The sequence below is a fragment of the Streptacidiphilus sp. EB103A genome (assembly GCF_041261405.1).
Lineage (GTDB): Bacteria > Actinomycetota > Actinomycetes > Streptomycetales > Streptomycetaceae > Streptacidiphilus.
The window spans coordinates 294,691-309,752 of sequence record NZ_JBGCAQ010000006.1 but is presented as its reverse complement, the minus strand read 5'-3'; the positions used below and the strand labels follow the sequence as shown (position 1 = coordinate 309,752).

Annotated in this window: 16 protein-coding genes; 3 read left to right on the top strand and 13 right to left on the bottom strand. The window is 72.4% G+C overall.

The window, feature by feature from the left end; all coding sequences use genetic code 11:
- The first annotated feature begins 383 nt into the window (after window positions 1–383).
- Complete coding sequence (locus tag ABH941_RS12510) at window positions 384–755, top strand: WhiB family transcriptional regulator (RefSeq protein ID WP_370128983.1); 372 nt, start codon at window positions 384–386, stop codon at window positions 753–755.
- Between the two features lie 59 nt (window positions 756–814).
- Here the strand turns inward: ABH941_RS12510 and ABH941_RS12505 are convergent, their stop codons facing one another.
- The 3 genes from ABH941_RS12505 to groES all read right to left on the bottom strand — a co-directional run bounded on the left by ABH941_RS12505 (window position 815) and on the right by groES (window position 4,039).
- Window positions 815–1,813: a LysR family transcriptional regulator gene (locus tag ABH941_RS12505; protein WP_370128982.1), complete on the bottom strand. Its 999-nt coding sequence runs from the start codon at window positions 1,811–1,813 to the stop codon at window positions 815–817.
- A 151-nt stretch (window positions 1,814–1,964) separates the two neighbouring features.
- Complete coding sequence (gene groL, locus ABH941_RS12500; RefSeq protein ID WP_370128981.1) at window positions 1,965–3,596, bottom strand: chaperonin GroEL; 1,632 nt, start codon at window positions 3,594–3,596, stop codon at window positions 1,965–1,967.
- Window positions 3,597–3,730: 134 nt separating this feature from the next.
- Entirely contained in the window at window positions 3,731–4,039 is a 309-nt protein-coding gene (gene groES / locus ABH941_RS12495; protein WP_134003998.1) for a co-chaperone GroES, read from the bottom strand.
- A 190-nt stretch (window positions 4,040–4,229) separates the two neighbouring features.
- Here groES and ABH941_RS12490 point away from each other — a divergent pair, with 190 nt between their 5' ends.
- The gene (locus tag ABH941_RS12490) at window positions 4,230–5,432 is read left to right on the top strand and encodes a methyltransferase domain-containing protein (RefSeq protein ID WP_370128979.1); all 1,203 of its coding nucleotides are present in this window, start codon (window positions 4,230–4,232) and stop codon (window positions 5,430–5,432) included.
- Here ABH941_RS12490 and ABH941_RS12485 read toward each other — a convergent pair.
- From ABH941_RS12485 to tsaB, 4 genes are all read right to left on the bottom strand, one after another.
- Entirely contained in the window at window positions 5,429–6,322 is an 894-nt protein-coding gene (locus ABH941_RS12485) for a polysaccharide deacetylase family protein (protein ID WP_370128978.1), read from the bottom strand. The two genes, ABH941_RS12490 and ABH941_RS12485, sit on opposite strands and share 4 nt — an antisense overlap.
- 105 nt (window positions 6,323–6,427) lie before the next feature.
- Window positions 6,428–7,510 (bottom strand): tRNA (adenosine(37)-N6)-threonylcarbamoyltransferase complex transferase subunit TsaD, encoded by a 1,083-nt coding sequence (gene tsaD, locus ABH941_RS12480; RefSeq protein WP_370128977.1) that lies wholly within the window; start codon window positions 7,508–7,510, stop codon window positions 6,428–6,430.
- Complete coding sequence (gene rimI / locus ABH941_RS12475; RefSeq protein WP_370128976.1) at window positions 7,503–8,018, bottom strand: ribosomal protein S18-alanine N-acetyltransferase; 516 nt, start codon at window positions 8,016–8,018, stop codon at window positions 7,503–7,505. The genes tsaD and rimI overlap by 8 nt, the downstream gene beginning before the upstream one ends.
- Window positions 8,015–8,701, bottom strand: coding sequence for a tRNA (adenosine(37)-N6)-threonylcarbamoyltransferase complex dimerization subunit type 1 TsaB (tsaB, locus tag ABH941_RS12470; protein ID WP_370128975.1), 687 nt, complete (start codon window positions 8,699–8,701; stop codon window positions 8,015–8,017). The genes rimI and tsaB overlap by 4 nt, the downstream gene beginning before the upstream one ends.
- A 76-nt stretch (window positions 8,702–8,777) precedes the next feature.
- Between tsaB and ABH941_RS12465 the strand changes: the two genes are divergently transcribed.
- Complete coding sequence (locus ABH941_RS12465) at window positions 8,778–9,347, top strand: hypothetical protein (RefSeq protein WP_370128974.1); 570 nt, start codon at window positions 8,778–8,780, stop codon at window positions 9,345–9,347.
- A 15-nt stretch (window positions 9,348–9,362) separates the two neighbouring features.
- On the opposite strand, the gene ABH941_RS12460 is transcribed toward ABH941_RS12465, so the two are convergent.
- The 6 genes from ABH941_RS12460 to ABH941_RS12435 form a co-directional block, all read right to left on the bottom strand.
- On the bottom strand, window positions 9,363–9,542 hold the full coding sequence (locus ABH941_RS12460; RefSeq protein ID WP_370128973.1) for a hypothetical protein: 180 nt from the start codon (window positions 9,540–9,542) through the stop codon (window positions 9,363–9,365).
- 95 nt (window positions 9,543–9,637) lie between these two features.
- A complete protein-coding gene (tsaE, locus tag ABH941_RS12455) occupies window positions 9,638–10,156 on the bottom strand; it encodes a tRNA (adenosine(37)-N6)-threonylcarbamoyltransferase complex ATPase subunit type 1 TsaE (RefSeq protein WP_370128972.1) in 519 nt (172 codons plus the stop codon).
- A gap of 43 nt (window positions 10,157–10,199) precedes the next feature.
- The gene (locus ABH941_RS12450; RefSeq protein WP_370128971.1) at window positions 10,200–11,642 is read right to left on the bottom strand and encodes an alpha/beta fold hydrolase; all 1,443 of its coding nucleotides are present in this window, start codon (window positions 11,640–11,642) and stop codon (window positions 10,200–10,202) included.
- Window positions 11,639–12,829 (bottom strand): alanine racemase, encoded by a 1,191-nt coding sequence (gene alr, locus ABH941_RS12445; RefSeq protein ID WP_370128970.1) that lies wholly within the window; start codon window positions 12,827–12,829, stop codon window positions 11,639–11,641. The genes ABH941_RS12450 and alr overlap by 4 nt, the downstream gene beginning before the upstream one ends.
- A 66-nt stretch (window positions 12,830–12,895) precedes the next feature.
- Complete coding sequence (locus tag ABH941_RS12440; RefSeq protein WP_370128969.1) at window positions 12,896–13,393, bottom strand: L,D-transpeptidase; 498 nt, start codon at window positions 13,391–13,393, stop codon at window positions 12,896–12,898.
- 111 nt (window positions 13,394–13,504) lie between these two features.
- On the bottom strand, window positions 13,505–15,028 hold the full coding sequence (locus ABH941_RS12435) for an NAD(P)H-hydrate dehydratase (protein ID WP_370128968.1): 1,524 nt from the start codon (window positions 15,026–15,028) through the stop codon (window positions 13,505–13,507).
- Window positions 15,029–15,062 lie beyond the last annotated feature (34 nt).

The window sequence follows — 15,062 nt, the reverse complement described above, 5'->3', positions numbered from 1 at the left end:
CCGCACAACCAACGACCGTCACCCGAATGAGTTACGGGCCCGACGATCGCCTCCACCACTCTATGTGGTCGACCCGTTACGGATCATCCACCGCGCAGTGCACTCCGGCGCACAGGCGCCGCGCGCACAGCGCACGCACGTCGCACACGGCTACGCAGTCGTCGGCAGACCCCGGCGTGGCGGCCGCATTCGGCCTACCTCCAGCCCCAACGAGTACCCCCAGTCGCAGGACACGCCACTGCTCCCTTCGTCCGTTTTATGAGAGTTTCAGAACTTCAGACCTATATGCAACGCTGATGGCCTCTTGTCCGATTAGATCTATGTGAGTCATATTTTCATCTACTAGGACCGGACCGCACAACAACTTGAGGGAATGAGCAGCAATGGCAGACTTCTCACGCCTCCCCGGCCCCAACGCCGATCTATGGGACTGGCAGCTCTCCGCCGCCTGCCGCGGTGTCGACAGCTCCCTCTTCTTCCACCCCGAGGGCGAGCGAGGGGCGGCACGCAGCTCCCGCGAGCAGTCCGCCAAGGAGGTCTGCTCCCGCTGCCCGGTGCGCACCGAGTGCGCCACACACGCCCTGGCCGTACGCGAGCCGTACGGGGTCTGGGGCGGGCTGACCGAGGACGACCGCGAGGAACTGCTGGGCCGGACCCGGCACCGCCCGAGCGCCGGCACCGACAGGGACACCGAAGCGGACGGGGAGGCGGAGGTGGACCTCGACGCCGACATCTTCGAACCGATCCGGCACTGACCGCGGGAGATGCGAAGAAGAATCGTTTCTTCGACTGCCCGGGTTCCCCTCCGAGCGCGTCAGCGGGACGGGACGGGGACCCGGGCCAGCCGGTCCAGCATCAGCTCCACCGCCGGCACCTGCGCCAGATCAGGCAGCGTCAGCGCGACGACCTCGCGGAACACCCCCGAGGCCAGTGGCACCACGGCCACCCCCGCCGAACGCACCGACGCCAGCGCCAGCTCCGGCAGCACGGTGACGCCCAGCCCCGCGCCGACCAGGCCCAGCACCGCCGGGTAGTCGTCGGTCGCGAAGTCGATCCGGGGCGCGAAGCCCTCCTCGGCGCACATGTCCACCAGATGGCCACGGCACTGCGGACACCCGGCGATCCACTGCTCGTCGGCCAGCTCGGCCAGCGCCACCGGGTCCTCCGTGCCGCGCCCGGCCAACGGATGCCCGGCCGCGACCACGCCCACCAGCCGGTCCTTCAGCAACGGCCGGACCACCAGATCGGACCAGTCGCAGGCGGCGGCCGAGGCGGATGCCTCCACCACGGCCTCGGCCCGCGCCTGCCGCCGCGACCCGCCCTCGTCGTCCAGCGGCAGATGCAGTTCGGTCACCCGTCCCGGATAGCGGAAGGCCACCGCCACCTCGCAGTCCCCGCCGCGCAGCATCGCCAGCGACTCGGGCGGCTCGGCCTCGGTCAGCGACACCCTCACGCCCGGCTGCGCCTCGCGCACCCCGGCCACAGCCGCAGGGACCAGCGTCGCGCTCGCCGTGGGGAACGACACCAGCCGCACCCGACCCGCACGCAGCCCGGCGATCGCCGCCAGCTCCTCCTCCGCCGCAGTCAGCCCGGCCAGGATCCCGGCGGCATGCCGCACCAGCACCTCGCCCGCCTCGCTGAGCCGCACCCCGCGCCCGACCCGGACCACCAGCGGCGTCCCCACCGACTTCTCCAGCGCCTTCATCTGCTGACTCACCGCCGGCTGGGTATACCCCAGCTCCCGCGCCGCAGCCGAGAAGGACCCGGTCCGAGCAACAGCCCGGAGCACTCGAAGATGACGCGCCTCAATCATGCGGCCAGCATAAGCGTCTCTTTGACCCGGAACGGAAAGCTGTGCACAGGCTTATGCATGCAGAAGGGGCGCGGGGAACTGCGCGACAAGCCACCCGCAAGGGTGCAACTCGCCGCAGACAGTTCCCCGCGCCCCGGGTAGCAAGAACTACCTAGTGGCTGTGCCCGTGCCCACCATGGCTGTGCCCAGCGTCGCCCTCGTCCTCAGCCGGCTTCTCGACAACCAGCGTCTCGGTCGTGAGCAGCAGCGAAGCGATCGACGCCGCGTTCTGCAGCGCGGAGCGCGTCACCTTGACCGGGTCGATGACGCCGGCCTTGAGCAGGTCGCCGTACTCGCCGGTCGCGGCGTTGTAGCCCTGGCCCTCCTCCAGCTCCGCCACCTTGCTGGTGATGACGTAGCCCTCGAGGCCCGCGTTCTGGGCGATCCAGCGCAGCGGCTCGACCAGCGCGCGGCGGACGACGGCGACACCGGTCGCCTCGTCGCCGACCAGGCCGAGCCCGCCGTCGAGCACCTTCTGCGCGTGCACGAGGGAGGCGCCGCCACCGGCGACAATGCCCTCCTCGACCGCCGCGCGGGTCGCCGAGATGGCGTCCTCGAGACGGTGCTTCTTCTCCTTGAGCTCGACCTCGGTGGCAGCGCCGACCTTGATCACGCAGACTCCGCCGGCCAGCTTGGCCAGCCGCTCCTGCAGCTTCTCGCGGTCCCAGTCCGAGTCGGTGTTCTCGATCTCGGCCTTGATCTGCGCGACGCGACCGACGACCTCGGAGGAGTCACCGGCGCCGTCGACGACGGTGGTGTTGTCCTTGGAGACGGTGACGCGACGGGCGGAGCCCAGGGACTCCAGACCGGCCTGGTCGAGCTTGAGGCCGACCTCCTCGGCGATGACGGTGGCACCGGTCAGGGTGGCCAGGTCGCCGAGCATCGCCTTGCGGCGGTCGCCAAAGCCGGGGGCCTTCACCGCGACGGCGTTGAACGTGCCGCGGATCTTGTTCACCACGAGAGTGGACAGCGCCTCGCCGTCGACGTCCTCGGCGATGATCAGCAGGGGCTTGCTGGAGCCGCCCTGGAGGATCTTCTCCAGCAGCGGGAGCAGGTCCTGGATCGAGGAGATCTTGCCCTGGTGGATCAGGATGTAGGGGTCCTCCAGGACCGCCTCCATCCGCTCCTGGTCGGTGACCATGTAGGGCGACAGGTAGCCCTTGTCGAACTGCATGCCCTCGGTGAACTCGAGCTCCAGGCCGAAGGTGTTCGACTCCTCGACGGTGATGACACCGTCCTTGCCGACCTTGTCCATGGCCTCGGCGATGAGGTCACCGACCTGCTGGTCCTGCGCGGAGAGCGCGGCGACAGCGGCGATGTCCTCCTTGCCGTCGATCTCACGGGCGACCGAGAGCAGGTGGTCCGACACGGCCTTGACGGCGGCGTCGATGCCCTTCTTCAGCCCGGAGGGGCCGGCGCCGGCGGCGACGTTGCGCAGACCCTCGTTGACCAGGGCCTGGGCCAGCACGGTCGCGGTGGTGGTGCCGTCGCCCGCGATGTCGTTGGTCTTGGTCGCGACCTCCTTGACCAGCTGCGCGCCAAGGTTCTCGTACGGGTCGTCGAGCTCGACCTCACGGGCGATGGTGACACCGTCGTTGGTGATGGTCGGAGCGCCGAACTTCTTGTCGATGACGACGTTGCGGCCCTTGGGGCCGAGCGTCACCTTCACGGTGTCGGCCAGCTTGTTGACGCCACGCTCGAGCGAGCGGCGGGCGTCCTCGTCGAACTTCAGGATCTTCGCCATGCTTAGGGTTTCCCTCTCAAACAACCGAGCCCGGACACCCGGTCTCACACAGTGAAGACTGGGGGCCCGGGCGGGGTCACGACTCTGCGGTCAGCGTCAGCTGGTGCTGCAGTAGTGCGGTGGTGCGGTGGTGCTTACTTCTCGATGATGGCGAGCACGTCGCGGGCCGAGAGGACCAGGTACTCCTGGCCGTTGTACTTGACCTCGGTGCCGCCGTACTTGCTGTACAGCACGATGTCGCCGACGGCGACGTCGAGCGGCAGACGCTGGCCGTCCTCGAAGCGACCCGGGCCCACGGCCAGGACAACGCCCTCCTGGGGCTTCTCCTTGGCAGTGTCCGGGATGACCAGGCCAGAGGCCGTGGTCTGCTCGGCCTCGAGCGGCTGGACCACAATGCGGTCCTCGAGCGGCTTGATGGCAACCTTGGAGCTGGTGGTCGTCACGTTCCGACCTCCCCCTTCGGAGATCACGGGGTGATACATGTCTTGGGTGCCAGAGGTGTGGTGCAAGCCCGTCGTCGCGGTGCCGGACCTGCCCTCTCGCGGTTAGCGCTCTCCGGGGGAGAGTGCCAACGACGACACTAGGCCGCGGTTAGCACTCAGTCAACCAGAGTGCCAACGACGCGCTTATTCGATGGATGATGGTGCGGTGGAGATCGAATCGTTCCGTGCCCTGCTGACCGACGAGGGCCAGGCCCTGCTGGCCGAGCTGGCGGACTTCCGGCCGGGGCAGGAGCTCGCGGTCGCGACCAGGCTGCGGCGCAGCCACGACGCGGAGCTGGTGTCGGCGGCGATCGGCCAGGCCGGGCTGCGGCAGCGGGCCGCGGCGAAGTTCGGCGCGGCGGACGCGGCCCGGATGTACTTCACCCCGGACGGGGTCGAGCAGGCGACCCGGAGCAGCGTCGCCGACTGGCGCGCGGCCCGGTTCAAGGCGCTGGGCGTACGCCGCCTCGCCGACCTGTGCTCGGGCATCGGCGGCGACGCGATCGCGCTGGCGCGGGCCGGCATCGAGGTGCTCGCCGTCGACCGCTCTCCGCTCACGTGCGCGGTCGCCGAGGCCAACGCCGCGGCGCTGGGGCTGGACGGGCTGATCCATCAGCGGTGCGGCGACGTGGAGGACGTGGCGCTCAAGGACTTTGACGCCGTGTTCGTCGATCCGGCACGGCGCAGCGGCCGGGGCAGGATCTTCGATCCTGAGGCCTACTCGCCTCCGCTGAGCTGGGCCGTCACCGCCGCACGGCAGGCCCCGTTCGCCGCCCTCAAGGTGGCCCCCGGCATCCCGCACCAATCCGTCCCCGAGGGCGCCGAGGCCGAGTGGGTCTCGGACGCCGGAGACGTCAAGGAGGCCGTGCTCTGGTTCGGCACCGGCGCCGCCCAGGAACACCCCCATCGGGCGACCCTGCTGCCCGGCGGCGTCACCCTCACGGGTGGTCGACTGCCGGACCCGGAGGCCGGACCGGTCCGCCGCTACCTCTACGAGCCGGACGGCGCGGTGATCCGCGCCCACCTCGTCGCCGAGGTCGCCGAGCAGTTGGACGCCGGCCTGATCGATCCCACCATCGCCTACCTGACGGCCGACGAGCTCCGCCCCACGCCCTTCGCCACCGCCTACGAGATCACCGACGTGCTGCCCTTCGGCCTGAAGAAGCTCAAGGCGCTGCTGCGCGAGCGCCGGGTCGGCACCGTGGTGGTCAAGAAGCGCGGCTCGGCGATCGAGCCCGAGGAACTGCGCCGCAAGCTCAAGCCGGAGGGGCCGAACTCCTGCACGGTCTTCCTGACCCGCGCGTCCGGCGCCCCGACGATGCTGCTGGGGCAGCCCGTGCGGGCTGCCCGCTAGGGCTTCTGGATGTAGTCCTCCAGGCGGGCGACCGTGAAGCCCTGCTCCTGGATCCGCTTGAGCAGGTTGGCGAACATCGCGGTCATGGTCTCGCCCTTGAGCTCCGAGGGGCCGCGGAAGTGGGCCAGGATGATGTCGCCGTCCTGGAGCTTGTTCCCGCTCTGGTACTGCAGACCCGTTATCTGCATCGTCTCCTTCCAGTAGACGATGGCGCGCGGGCCGCAGGCCTGGACCGAGGCGTTGAGGGTCGACGAGTAGGCGCCGTCGCCGTAGGGCGGGCGGAACAGGAAGGGCGCGACGCCGTACTCGGTGCTGAGGAGCTTCTGGTCGCCGCAGACCTCCTCCCGCTGCCGGGCCGCCGAGACCGTGCTCATCGCCGGGTGGTGCAGGGTGTGGTTCTGGATGCTGTCGCCGAGCGCCTGCAGCGGCTTGAAGTAGCCGTAGTCGCTCTTGATGGCGTCGTCCATCAGGAACATGGTGAAAGGGACCCTGAGGTCGCGCATCATTGCGACGAAGCGGGGGTCCTTCTCGGCGCCGTCGTCGAGGGTGATGAAGACGACCTTCTGCGTGGTCGGCACCGAGCGGAAGACCGGGACCTTGCCGGTTCTGGTCAGCTTGATCGGCTTGTCCGCGGGCGGGGCCGGGGTGGGGTTCAGCGGGGTGAGGCCCCACGTGGACCAGAGCGCGGCATCGGTGGACATCCCGCCGGTGGTCGCGGAGGTGGCGGCGGCCGAAGCGCCGGCACCCACCGCCCCCTCGGTCGTCCCCGCGGTCGTCCCGGGCGTCGGGGTCGCGCCGCCGCCGCAGGCCGTCGCGAGCGCCGCCAGGGCCAAGGCCCCCGCCGTCGTACCCAGAGCCCTGCCGCTCCAGCTTCCCAGAACGTGAACCACCGTCTACCGCTCCCTGCCTGACGTGCCCGTTCGTACGCATGCGCATACGTACGAACAGGACGCTAGCGATTCCCAGGCAGTTCCCAGTGGTCAATCAGGTAAGGATTACTCGGACATCCGGTGCAGCTGGTCGTGGGAGTCCGGAGCGGCCGGGACATGGGTCTCGGTCACCGGCAGCGACGAGTCCGCCGACAGGTCGAAGGCGGACGGGCGGCGGTTGCGCCGGACCATCTCCGAGCCGAGCGCGGCCACCATCGCGCCGTTGTCCGTGCAGAGCTTCATCCGGGGCACCCGGAGCTCGATGCCCGCGCGCTCGCAGCGCTCCTGCGCCATGGCCCGCAGCCGGGAGTTGGCGGCCACCCCGCCGCCGATCATCAGATGCTCCACGCCGTGGTCCTTGCAGGCCCGGACCGCCTTCCGGGTCAGCACATCGGTGACCGCCTCCTGGAAGGACGCGGCGACGTCCCGGACCGGCACCTCCTCGCCGGCCCGCCGCCTGGCCTCGATCCAGCGGGCGACGGCGGTCTTCAGGCCGGAGAACGAGAAGTCGTACGCGGCGTCGCGGGGACCGCTGAGCCCGCGCGGGAACCTGATCGCCTCCGGGTCGCCCTCGGCCGCGTAACGGTCGATCACCGGGCCGCCGGGGAACCCGAGGCCGAGCACCCGGGCGACCTTGTCGAAGGCCTCGCCGGCCGCGTCGTCGATGGTCGCGCCCAGCGAGCGGACGTCGCTGGTGATGTCGGAGGTCAGCAGCAGCGAGGAGTGTCCGCCGGAGACCAGCAGCGCCATCGTCGGCTCGGGCAGCCGTCCGTGCTCCAGCTGGTCCACGCAGATGTGCGACGCCAGGTGGTTCACCCCGTACAGCGGCTTGTCCAGGGCGTAGGCGTAGGCCTTGGCCGCCGAGACGCCCACCAGCAGCGCGCCGGCCAGGCCGGGTCCCGCGGTGACGGCGATGCCGTCCAGGTCGCTCGCCTTGATCCCGGCCTCGTCCAGGGCGCGCTGGACGGTGGGGACCATCGCCTCCAGATGCGCCCGGCTGGCGATCTCCGGGACGACGCCGCCGAAGCGGCCGTGCTCCTCGACGCTGGTGGCGACCGCGTCGGCGAGCAGGGTGGTGCCCCGGACGATGCCGACGCCGGTCTCGTCGCAGGAGGTCTCGATGCCGAGGACCAGCGGTTCGTCAGCCATCCTGGCTCAGTGCTCCTACGTTGTCGTGGTTGTTCGCAGCGGGATCGTCGAGCCGCATCACCAGGGCGTCGACCCCGGAGGGCTGGTAGTACTTGGGCCGGATCCCGATCGGCCGGAATCCGAAGCGCTCGTAGAGCCGCTGGGCGCGCGGGTTGTCGACCCTGACCTCCAGCAGCAGCTCACCGCAGCCGGCCGCGGCGGCCTGCCCGATCAGCCGGGCCAGCAGCCGGCCGCCGAGGCCACTGCCCCAGTAGCTCCTGGCCGAGGCGATGGTCTGCACGTCCCCGCTGCCGGCCACCGCCATCAGTCCCGCATAGCCGACGACCGCCCCCTGGGCGTCCTCGGCGACGGTGTACCAGCGGGTGGCGCGGGGGTGCCGGGTGTCGGCGAGCTCGGACCAGAACATCCCGGCGGACCATGCGTCCTCCGGGAACAGCTCGCCCTCCAGCTCCAGCACCGGGGCGATGTCCCACCAGCGCATCTCCCGCAGATTCGGGACCTGACTCATGCGGGAAGCACCGTCTTGTAGTTCTTGGGCACCTCGGCGTCCGGACGGCGCAGGTACAGCGGGGTCGGCGGGAGCAACGGGCGCCCGGCGGCGAGTTCGGCGGCCGCGTACTTCGCCAGCGCCGCCGCCGACTGGTGCACGGGCATGCCGGCGGGCACGTCGCGGAACACCTCCGGGTACAGCAGCGCGCCCGCGCCCACCGCCGGCAGCTGCCCGAGCCGCTCGGCGACCTCGGCCGGACGGTCCACGTGCGGACCGTCCACACGGGCCCCTGCGGCGTCGTAGGAGGCCCAGTACACCTCTTTGCGGCGGGCGTCCGTCGCGGCCGTGAAGGCGCCCTGCAGGCCCGCCTCGCGGGCGGCGTGGGCGATGCCGTCGAGCGTGCAGACGCCGTGCACCGGAATGCCGAGGGCGTGGCCCAGCGCCGCGGCCGTCGCCAGCCCCACCCGCAGCCCGGTGTACGGGCCAGGGCCGACACCGACCACCAGCGCACCGAGCTGCTCCTTGCCGACGCCGGCGGTGCGCAGCACCCGGTCGACGGCGGGAAGCAGCAGCTCGCCGTGGCGCCGGGCGTCGACCTGGTCGGCGGAGGCGAGGACCGTCCCGCTGTCCGTGTCGCTGTCCGTGTCGAGGAGCGCGGCGGTGACGGCGGGGGTCGCGGTGTCGAACGCAAGCAGAAGCACGGCACCAGGTTAGACGTTCACGGGATTCGGGATGAGAAGCTGGGACTTCACAGGCATTCCACCGCTGGAGGATCGAGTGGCAAGGATCGGTACGGGCGCTGTCGTCACCACACTGACGGCGTCCGCGCTCGCGCTGGTCACCGTGCTGGCGCTGCAGGCCAAGAGCTCGGCCAATGTGACCTCGGCCGCTTCCGGCAAGCCCGGCGCCTCGGTCTCCGCCTCGACGGGGACCTCCGCCAAGGCCAGCGCCTCGCCCAAGCCGGCCGCCGTCCCGGCGCACTCGGGGACGGGCAAGCGGGTGGTGTACTCGCTGGGCGCCAAGCGGGTCTGGCTGGTGGACGCGTCCGGCACCGCGACCCGGACCTTCACGGTGCAGCCCAGCACGCTCAGCCCCACCGTCGGGACCTACAACGTGAACAGCCGCAGATCCGGCCCCCGGGCCGGTTCGGACGGCGTGGAGATCAAGAACATCGTCGTCTTCGCTCAGCGCGGCACCACCGTGTTCGGCTTCAGCTCCGCGACGGACGGCACCACTCCCGCCCCCGACCCGGCGAAGAAGACCGGTGGCATCAGGGAGACCCTGGGCGACGGACAGGCGCTCTACGAATTCACCGTGGTCGGCAGCACGGTCGTCGTCGTCGCCTGACAGCGACTGCGCAGGTCAGGCGGCTTCGCGCGACTCCAGGACGATCAGCCCGGGCTCCTCGCACTCCTGCTCCCGCTCCGCTTCGGGCTCCGCCGGCGGTGTGCTCACCGCCGCGGCCGCGCCGGTCGCGGCGAGCAGGGCGGCCACGCCGACGGGCGGCTCCTCCCCACCACGGCGGGGGGTCGTTCCGGACATGTCGCCTCCCGTGACTGGTTTCCCACGCGCTGACTTGCACCATCTTCCCGACAGCGCGTCGGAATAACAACCAGGGACAAGGATCTTGTCGCGACTCAGGCGCGCACGGGTTGCAGCAGGGCCCAGTCGGTGCCGGTCCAGCGGTCGCCCAGACCCGTGAGGGTGACGCGTCGCTCGTCGTCGCCCTCGTCCGGCGCCTCGTCGCCGAGGGCGCGCTCGATCCGTACCTCCAGGCGGGAGTCGGACAGCTCCTCGACCCTGCCCTCGCCCCACTCCACGACGACCACCGAGTCCTGCAGCGAGACGTCCAGGTCCAGGTCCTCCATCTGGTCCAGGCCGCCGCCCAGACGGTAGGCGTCGACATGGACCAGGGCCGGGCCGCCGGTCAGCGAGGGGTGCACCCGGGCGATGACGAAGGTCGGCGAGGTGACCGCGCCGCGGACGCCCAGGCCCGCGCCGAGGCCCCGGGCGAGGGTGGTCTTGCCCGCGCCCAGCTCGCCGGAGAGCAGCACCAGGTCGCCCGGGCGCAGCAGCGAGGCCAGCCCGCGGCCGAGGTCCTGCATGGCCGCGGCGTCGGGCACGGTGACGGCGGTGACGGTCGGGGTGTCGTCCATGTGCGGTCGGGTCCTTTCGGTAGCGGTAGGGGATTCCCGGCGGTCAGGTCAGGGACTCGTCGACGGCGACGGCCGGAGCGGTGCCGAGCGCGAGGTCCCGCACCGGCTGCGGCAGCGGTGCGCCCGAGCCCCTGGCGGCCTGCTCCAGCAGCAGCGCGAGCTGGGTGTTGACCAGGTCGGGCAGCTCCAGCATGAGCAGGTGCCCGGCGTCGGGGACGATGATCAGCTCGGCGTCCGGGAGTTCGGCGGCGATGGCCTGGCTGTGCCGGGGCGGGGTGAGCAGATCCTTGTCCCCGCCCATGACCAGGGTGGGGATGTCGCGGAAGGCCGCCAGCGCCGCGGTCTTCTCGTGCAGGTCGAAGGCGGGGAAGAACTCGGCGACGACGTCGATCGGGGTGGCCTCCAGCAGCCGCTGGGCGAAGCGCTCCACGGCCGGGTCCACGTCCTCCCGGCCGAAGGAGAACTTGCGGTAGACCACCGAGGTGAGGTCGCTGCCCAGGCGGCGGCTGCGCTCCACCAGGTCGCGCTGCCGGCCGAGCGCCTTCAGCACCCCGGGGGCGACCCGGTGCAGCATCCTGGCCCCGTAGGCGGGCAGGCCCAGGGTGACGCCGGACCAGCTGCCGGCCGTGGTGCCGAGCAGGGCGACGGCGGCCACCCGCTCGCGGAACAGCTCGGGGTGCTGGTCGGCGAGGGCCATCACGGTCATGCCGCCCATCGAGTGGCCGACCAGGACCAGCGGCCCGGTGGGGGCGACGGCGTCGATCACGGCCTTGAGGTCGCCGCCGAGCTGGTCGATGCTGGCGGGTTCGCCGGCCAGATGGCTGCGGCTGCGCTCGGAGCGGCCGTGGCTGCGCTGGTCCCAGAACACCAGCCGAAGGCCCTCGCGGAAGGCGGCCCGCTGGAAGTGCCAGCAGTCCTGGTTGAGGCAGTAGCCATGGCAGAAGACGACGGTCAGCGGCGGCGTGGGCACCATGCCGAGCATGCTGCCGACGCCGGAGAGCACCCCCCCGAGTGGGCCGCCGGAGGCCGTGCCGCCGCCGGGACGGAACCGGCCGAGCCAGCCCTTGCGGGGCGCGGAGGACCCGGCATCGACGGAGGACCCGGCGGCGCCGGCTGCCGGAGGAGTCTGCGGTGCGTCCTGCCAGCCGCTGCCGTCCAGTTCCACATACAGCTCGGTGCCGTCGGGAGCGGCGACGGTCCGCGGTCGGCCGCGCAGCGAGCCGAACGGCGCGGCGGCCTCGACCTCGGCGCCGGCCCGGCGGCGCATGTCCCGTCCTATGGTGAGCCGCTCGACGGCGACGCCGGCGGCGGCGCCCGCGGCGACCACGCCCAGGGAGAGCCCGACCAGCCCGGCCCGGCGCCAGCGGCCGGCCGCGACATCGCTGGCGACCGACCCCGCCACCGCCTTCACCTGCTGGACCGCCTCGACCGCGGCTCCGGCGGCCGCGCCGGTGACAGCGGAGAGGCCGCTCTCCTCGCTGCTCATCCGGCCTCCACGGCTCCGACGTAACGTCGGGGGACCCTTGCCCCGATCCGGGTGACGATCTCGTAGGAGATCGTCCCGCAGGCCCTGGCCCAGTCCTCGGCGGTGGGCTCGCCGCGGTCGCCGGGGCCGAACAGCACCGCGAGGTCGCCGACCTCGGCGTGGTCGCCGCCCAGGTCCAGAATGAACTGGTCCATCGCGACCCGGCCGGCGATGGTGCGCCACTTGCCGGCGAGCCAGACCGGGCCGGTGCCGCTGGCGTGCCGGGGGACGCCGTCCGCGTAGCCGACCGGGACCAGCGCGAGCGTGGTGTCGCCGGACGTCGTGTAGGTGTGGCCGTAGCTGACGCCGTGTCCGGCCGGGACCGTCTTGACCTGGGCCAGCCGGGCCTGCAGGGTCATCACCGGCCGCAGCCCGAAGTCGGCGGGGCCGCCCAGCTCCGGGACCGGGGAGAGGCCGTACTGGGCCAGGCCGGCCCGGACCAGGTCGAAGTGGGCCTCCGGCATCAGCAGGGTGGCCGGGGAGTTGGCGAGGTGGCGCACCTCGGGACGCAGCCCGGCGGCCTCGGCGACCGCCAGGGCCTCGCGGAAGGCGGCGAGTTGGGCGTCGTTCGCGGGATGGCCCGGCTCGTCGGCGCAGGCGAAGTGGGACCAGACCCCGGCGACGGTGAGCAGCCCCTCGGCCTCGGCCGCACGGGCGGCGGCGACCAGGTCGGGCCAGTCGTGCGGCTGGGCGCCGTTGCGGCCGAGCCCGGTGTCGGCCTTGAGGTGGATCCTGGCCGTACGGCCGGTGGCCCGTACCGCGGCCAGGACCCGGCGCAGCGCCCACTCACCGCTGACCGAGATGTCGATGTCGGCCGCGACGGACTGCTCCCAGGGGCCCGCCGGGGTCCACAGCCAGCAGAGCACCCTGGCCCGGTCGGCGGTGATCCCGGCCGCCCGCAGCGTCAGCGCCTCCTCGGGGGTGGCCGTGCCCAACCAGGTCACCCCGGCGTCCAGCGCCGCCAGGGCGCAGGGCACCAGCCCGTGGCCGTAGGCGTCGGCCTTGACCACGGACATGACCTCGGCCGGCCCGGTACGGGCGCGCAGGGCACCGAGGTTCCCGCGCAGCGCCGCCAGGTCGATCAGAGCTTCGGCACGCATCGCCGGCTGGGGGTCCGGGGGGTTGCTCCCCGGGAGGTTGGAGTCCATTGCCGGACATTCTCCCAGACCGCGCGGTACTCAAGGGAAACCGGTCGGGCTGCGAGCTGCTGCGGATCAGGTGCCGCGCTTGCGGCCGAAGACCGCGACCGGGTCGTGCAGCCTGAGCACGCCCCACAGCGCCCGGGCGTCATGGTTGTTCAGGTTGACGCAGCCGTGCGAGCCGGGCGGGGTGGAGATCGGTTCGAGGACGGCGTGGAACGCCTCGCCGCCGGAGAAGAACTGGCTGTACGGCATGGCGACGTAGCCGTAGAGGGAGGACCGGTGGTGGGCGTCGCGCCAGAACACATGCCACAGCCCGGTGCGGGTCACATGGCCCCGGCGGCCGCTCCTGACCGGGACCGGGCCGAAGACCACTCTGGAGCCGACCTGCACCCACATCCGCTGGTGGGTGAGGTCCACGCAGGCGATCCGGCCCATCGTGGTGGGACACCGGCCGACGGCGTGCGGCCTGGCGGCGGCCTGGGCCTGCGCTCCGCCGAATGAGACGATCCCGGCCGCCACCGTCCCCGCCGCGAGCAGCACCGCCGCACGCCGCACCCTGGTCAGCTGCACCCTGCCCTCACCGTTCCCTTCCCACTGTCCGTCAGATACGGCTGTCCGTCGGAGCCGGCACACCGTCACGCTCCGACAGCGGGACAGGTGTTCTGCTTCGGACAGTACGTATCAGTCCACCCCGGTCACCCCGCGCCACGCCGCCGGAAGCGCCGCGGCCACCCCTGCGGCGGTGACCGGAGCGTCGCCGAGCGTCCGCGCCGCCAGACCGTGCAGATAGGCCGCGACCGAACCGGCGTCGATCGGCGCAAGCCCGGCCGCCAGCAGCGAGCCGGCCAGCCCGGAGAGCACGTCGCCGCTCCCTGCGGTGGCCAGCCAGGGCGTTCCGGTCGGATTCACCCGTACCGGCGCCGCCGGATCCGGACCGGCGACCACCGTGGTCGAGCCCTTGAGCAGCACCGTGCAGCCGTACAGCTCCGCGATCCGGCGCGCACAGCTGATGCGCGCCCCCTCGACCTGCTCCCGGGTCGCCTCGACCCCGGCCCCGGCCAGCAGCGCCACCGCCTCCCCCGCGTGCGGGGTCAGCAGCAGGTCGATCGCCCCCGCATTGCTCAGCGCCGCGCCGCGGCGGGCCAGCAGCCGCAGCCCGTCCGCGTCCACCAGCACCGGCGCGCCCGCCGCCAGTGCCTCCTCCAGAGTGCGCTGCGCCTGGTCATCGTCCGACAGACCCGGACCGACCACCCAGGCCTGCACCCGCCCGGCCGCCTTCGGCCCCCCGTTCGTCACCAGTACCTCCGGATGGGCCCGGACCACCTCGGTCGCCGCCGAGCCCGCGTAGCGCACCGCGCCGGCGCCGCCGTTCAGCGCGGACGAGACCGCGAGCACGGCCGCCCCGGGGTAGCGGTCGGAGCCGGCCGCGATGCCGACCACGCCGCGCCGGTACTTGTCGCTCTCGGCCGAGGGCCGCGGCAGCAGCGCGGCGACGTCCGCGTGCTGCAGTGCCTGCACCGCCGCGGGCCCGGGCTCGATCCCGATCTCCACCAGCCGCACCACGCCCGCGTACTGCGCCCCCGGGTCCACCAGCAGACCCGGCTTGTGCGTCCCGAACGTCACCGTCACCGTCGCGCGCACGGCGGCGCCGGCGACCTCCCCGGTGTCCGCGTCCACCCCGCTGGGCAGGTCCACGGCCACCACCGGCACGCCGGACCGCTCCACCGCCTGCACATACGGCAGCGCCGAATCGCGCAGTCCGCCCCGGCCACCGATCCCCACGATCCCGTCCACCACCAGGCCGGCCCGCCCAATCTCCGCCAGCCCCTCGGCCTGATCCTCCGTCACCACGCCGCCGGCGCCCAGCAGGGCCGCCAGCCCGGCGCCATGGGTCCGCTCCCCCGCCAGCAGCACCGCGCTCACCCGGGCCCCGCGCGCCGCCAGCCGCGCACCGGCGAACAGGGCGTCACCGCCGTTGTCCCCGCTGCCGACCAGCAGCACGACCCGGCTGCCGTAGACCCTGTGGCTGCTCCGTACGGTACGGCGGGCCACTGACATTCCCCGGTCCGCGCCCCCCGCCAGCAGTTCTTTGCAGGTGGCCGCCAGGCCGGCCGCCGCCCGCTGCATCAGCGCGCCTTCGGGCAGCCGCCGCATCAGCGACTCCTCCGCCGCCCGTACCCGCTCCACCGTGTGCGCATACCGCATGGCCCGCTCCTCAGCCGCTGAAGACCCGGATCGC

What these genes read in the sequence shown, in the direction of transcription:
- tsaE (WP_370128972.1), bottom strand. Translation starts at nt 10,156, where the DNA reads ATGGACGACACCCCGACCGTCACCGCCGTCACCGTGCCCGACGCCGCG.
- ABH941_RS12435 (WP_370128968.1), bottom strand. Translation starts at nt 15,028, where the DNA reads ATGCGGTATGCGCACACGGTGGAGCGGGTACGGGCGGCGGAGGAGTCG.
- ABH941_RS12450 (WP_370128971.1), bottom strand. Translation starts at nt 11,642, where the DNA reads ATGAGCAGCGAGGAGAGCGGCCTCTCCGCTGTCACCGGCGCGGCCGCC.
- ABH941_RS12490 (WP_370128979.1), top strand. Translation starts at nt 4,230, where the DNA reads ATGGATGATGGTGCGGTGGAGATCGAATCGTTCCGTGCCCTGCTGACC.
- rimI (WP_370128976.1), bottom strand. Translation starts at nt 8,018, where the DNA reads ATGAGTCAGGTCCCGAATCTGCGGGAGATGCGCTGGTGGGACATCGCC.
- alr (WP_370128970.1), bottom strand. Translation starts at nt 12,829, where the DNA reads ATGGACTCCAACCTCCCGGGGAGCAACCCCCCGGACCCCCAGCCGGCG.
- ABH941_RS12510 (WP_370128983.1), top strand. Translation starts at nt 384, where the DNA reads ATGGCAGACTTCTCACGCCTCCCCGGCCCCAACGCCGATCTATGGGAC.
- ABH941_RS12460 (WP_370128973.1), bottom strand. Translation starts at nt 9,542, where the DNA reads ATGTCCGGAACGACCCCCCGCCGTGGTGGGGAGGAGCCGCCCGTCGGC.
- groL (WP_370128981.1), bottom strand. Translation starts at nt 3,596, where the DNA reads ATGGCGAAGATCCTGAAGTTCGACGAGGACGCCCGCCGCTCGCTCGAG.
- tsaD (WP_370128977.1), bottom strand. Translation starts at nt 7,510, where the DNA reads ATGGCTGACGAACCGCTGGTCCTCGGCATCGAGACCTCCTGCGACGAG.
- ABH941_RS12505 (WP_370128982.1), bottom strand. Translation starts at nt 1,813, where the DNA reads ATGATTGAGGCGCGTCATCTTCGAGTGCTCCGGGCTGTTGCTCGGACC.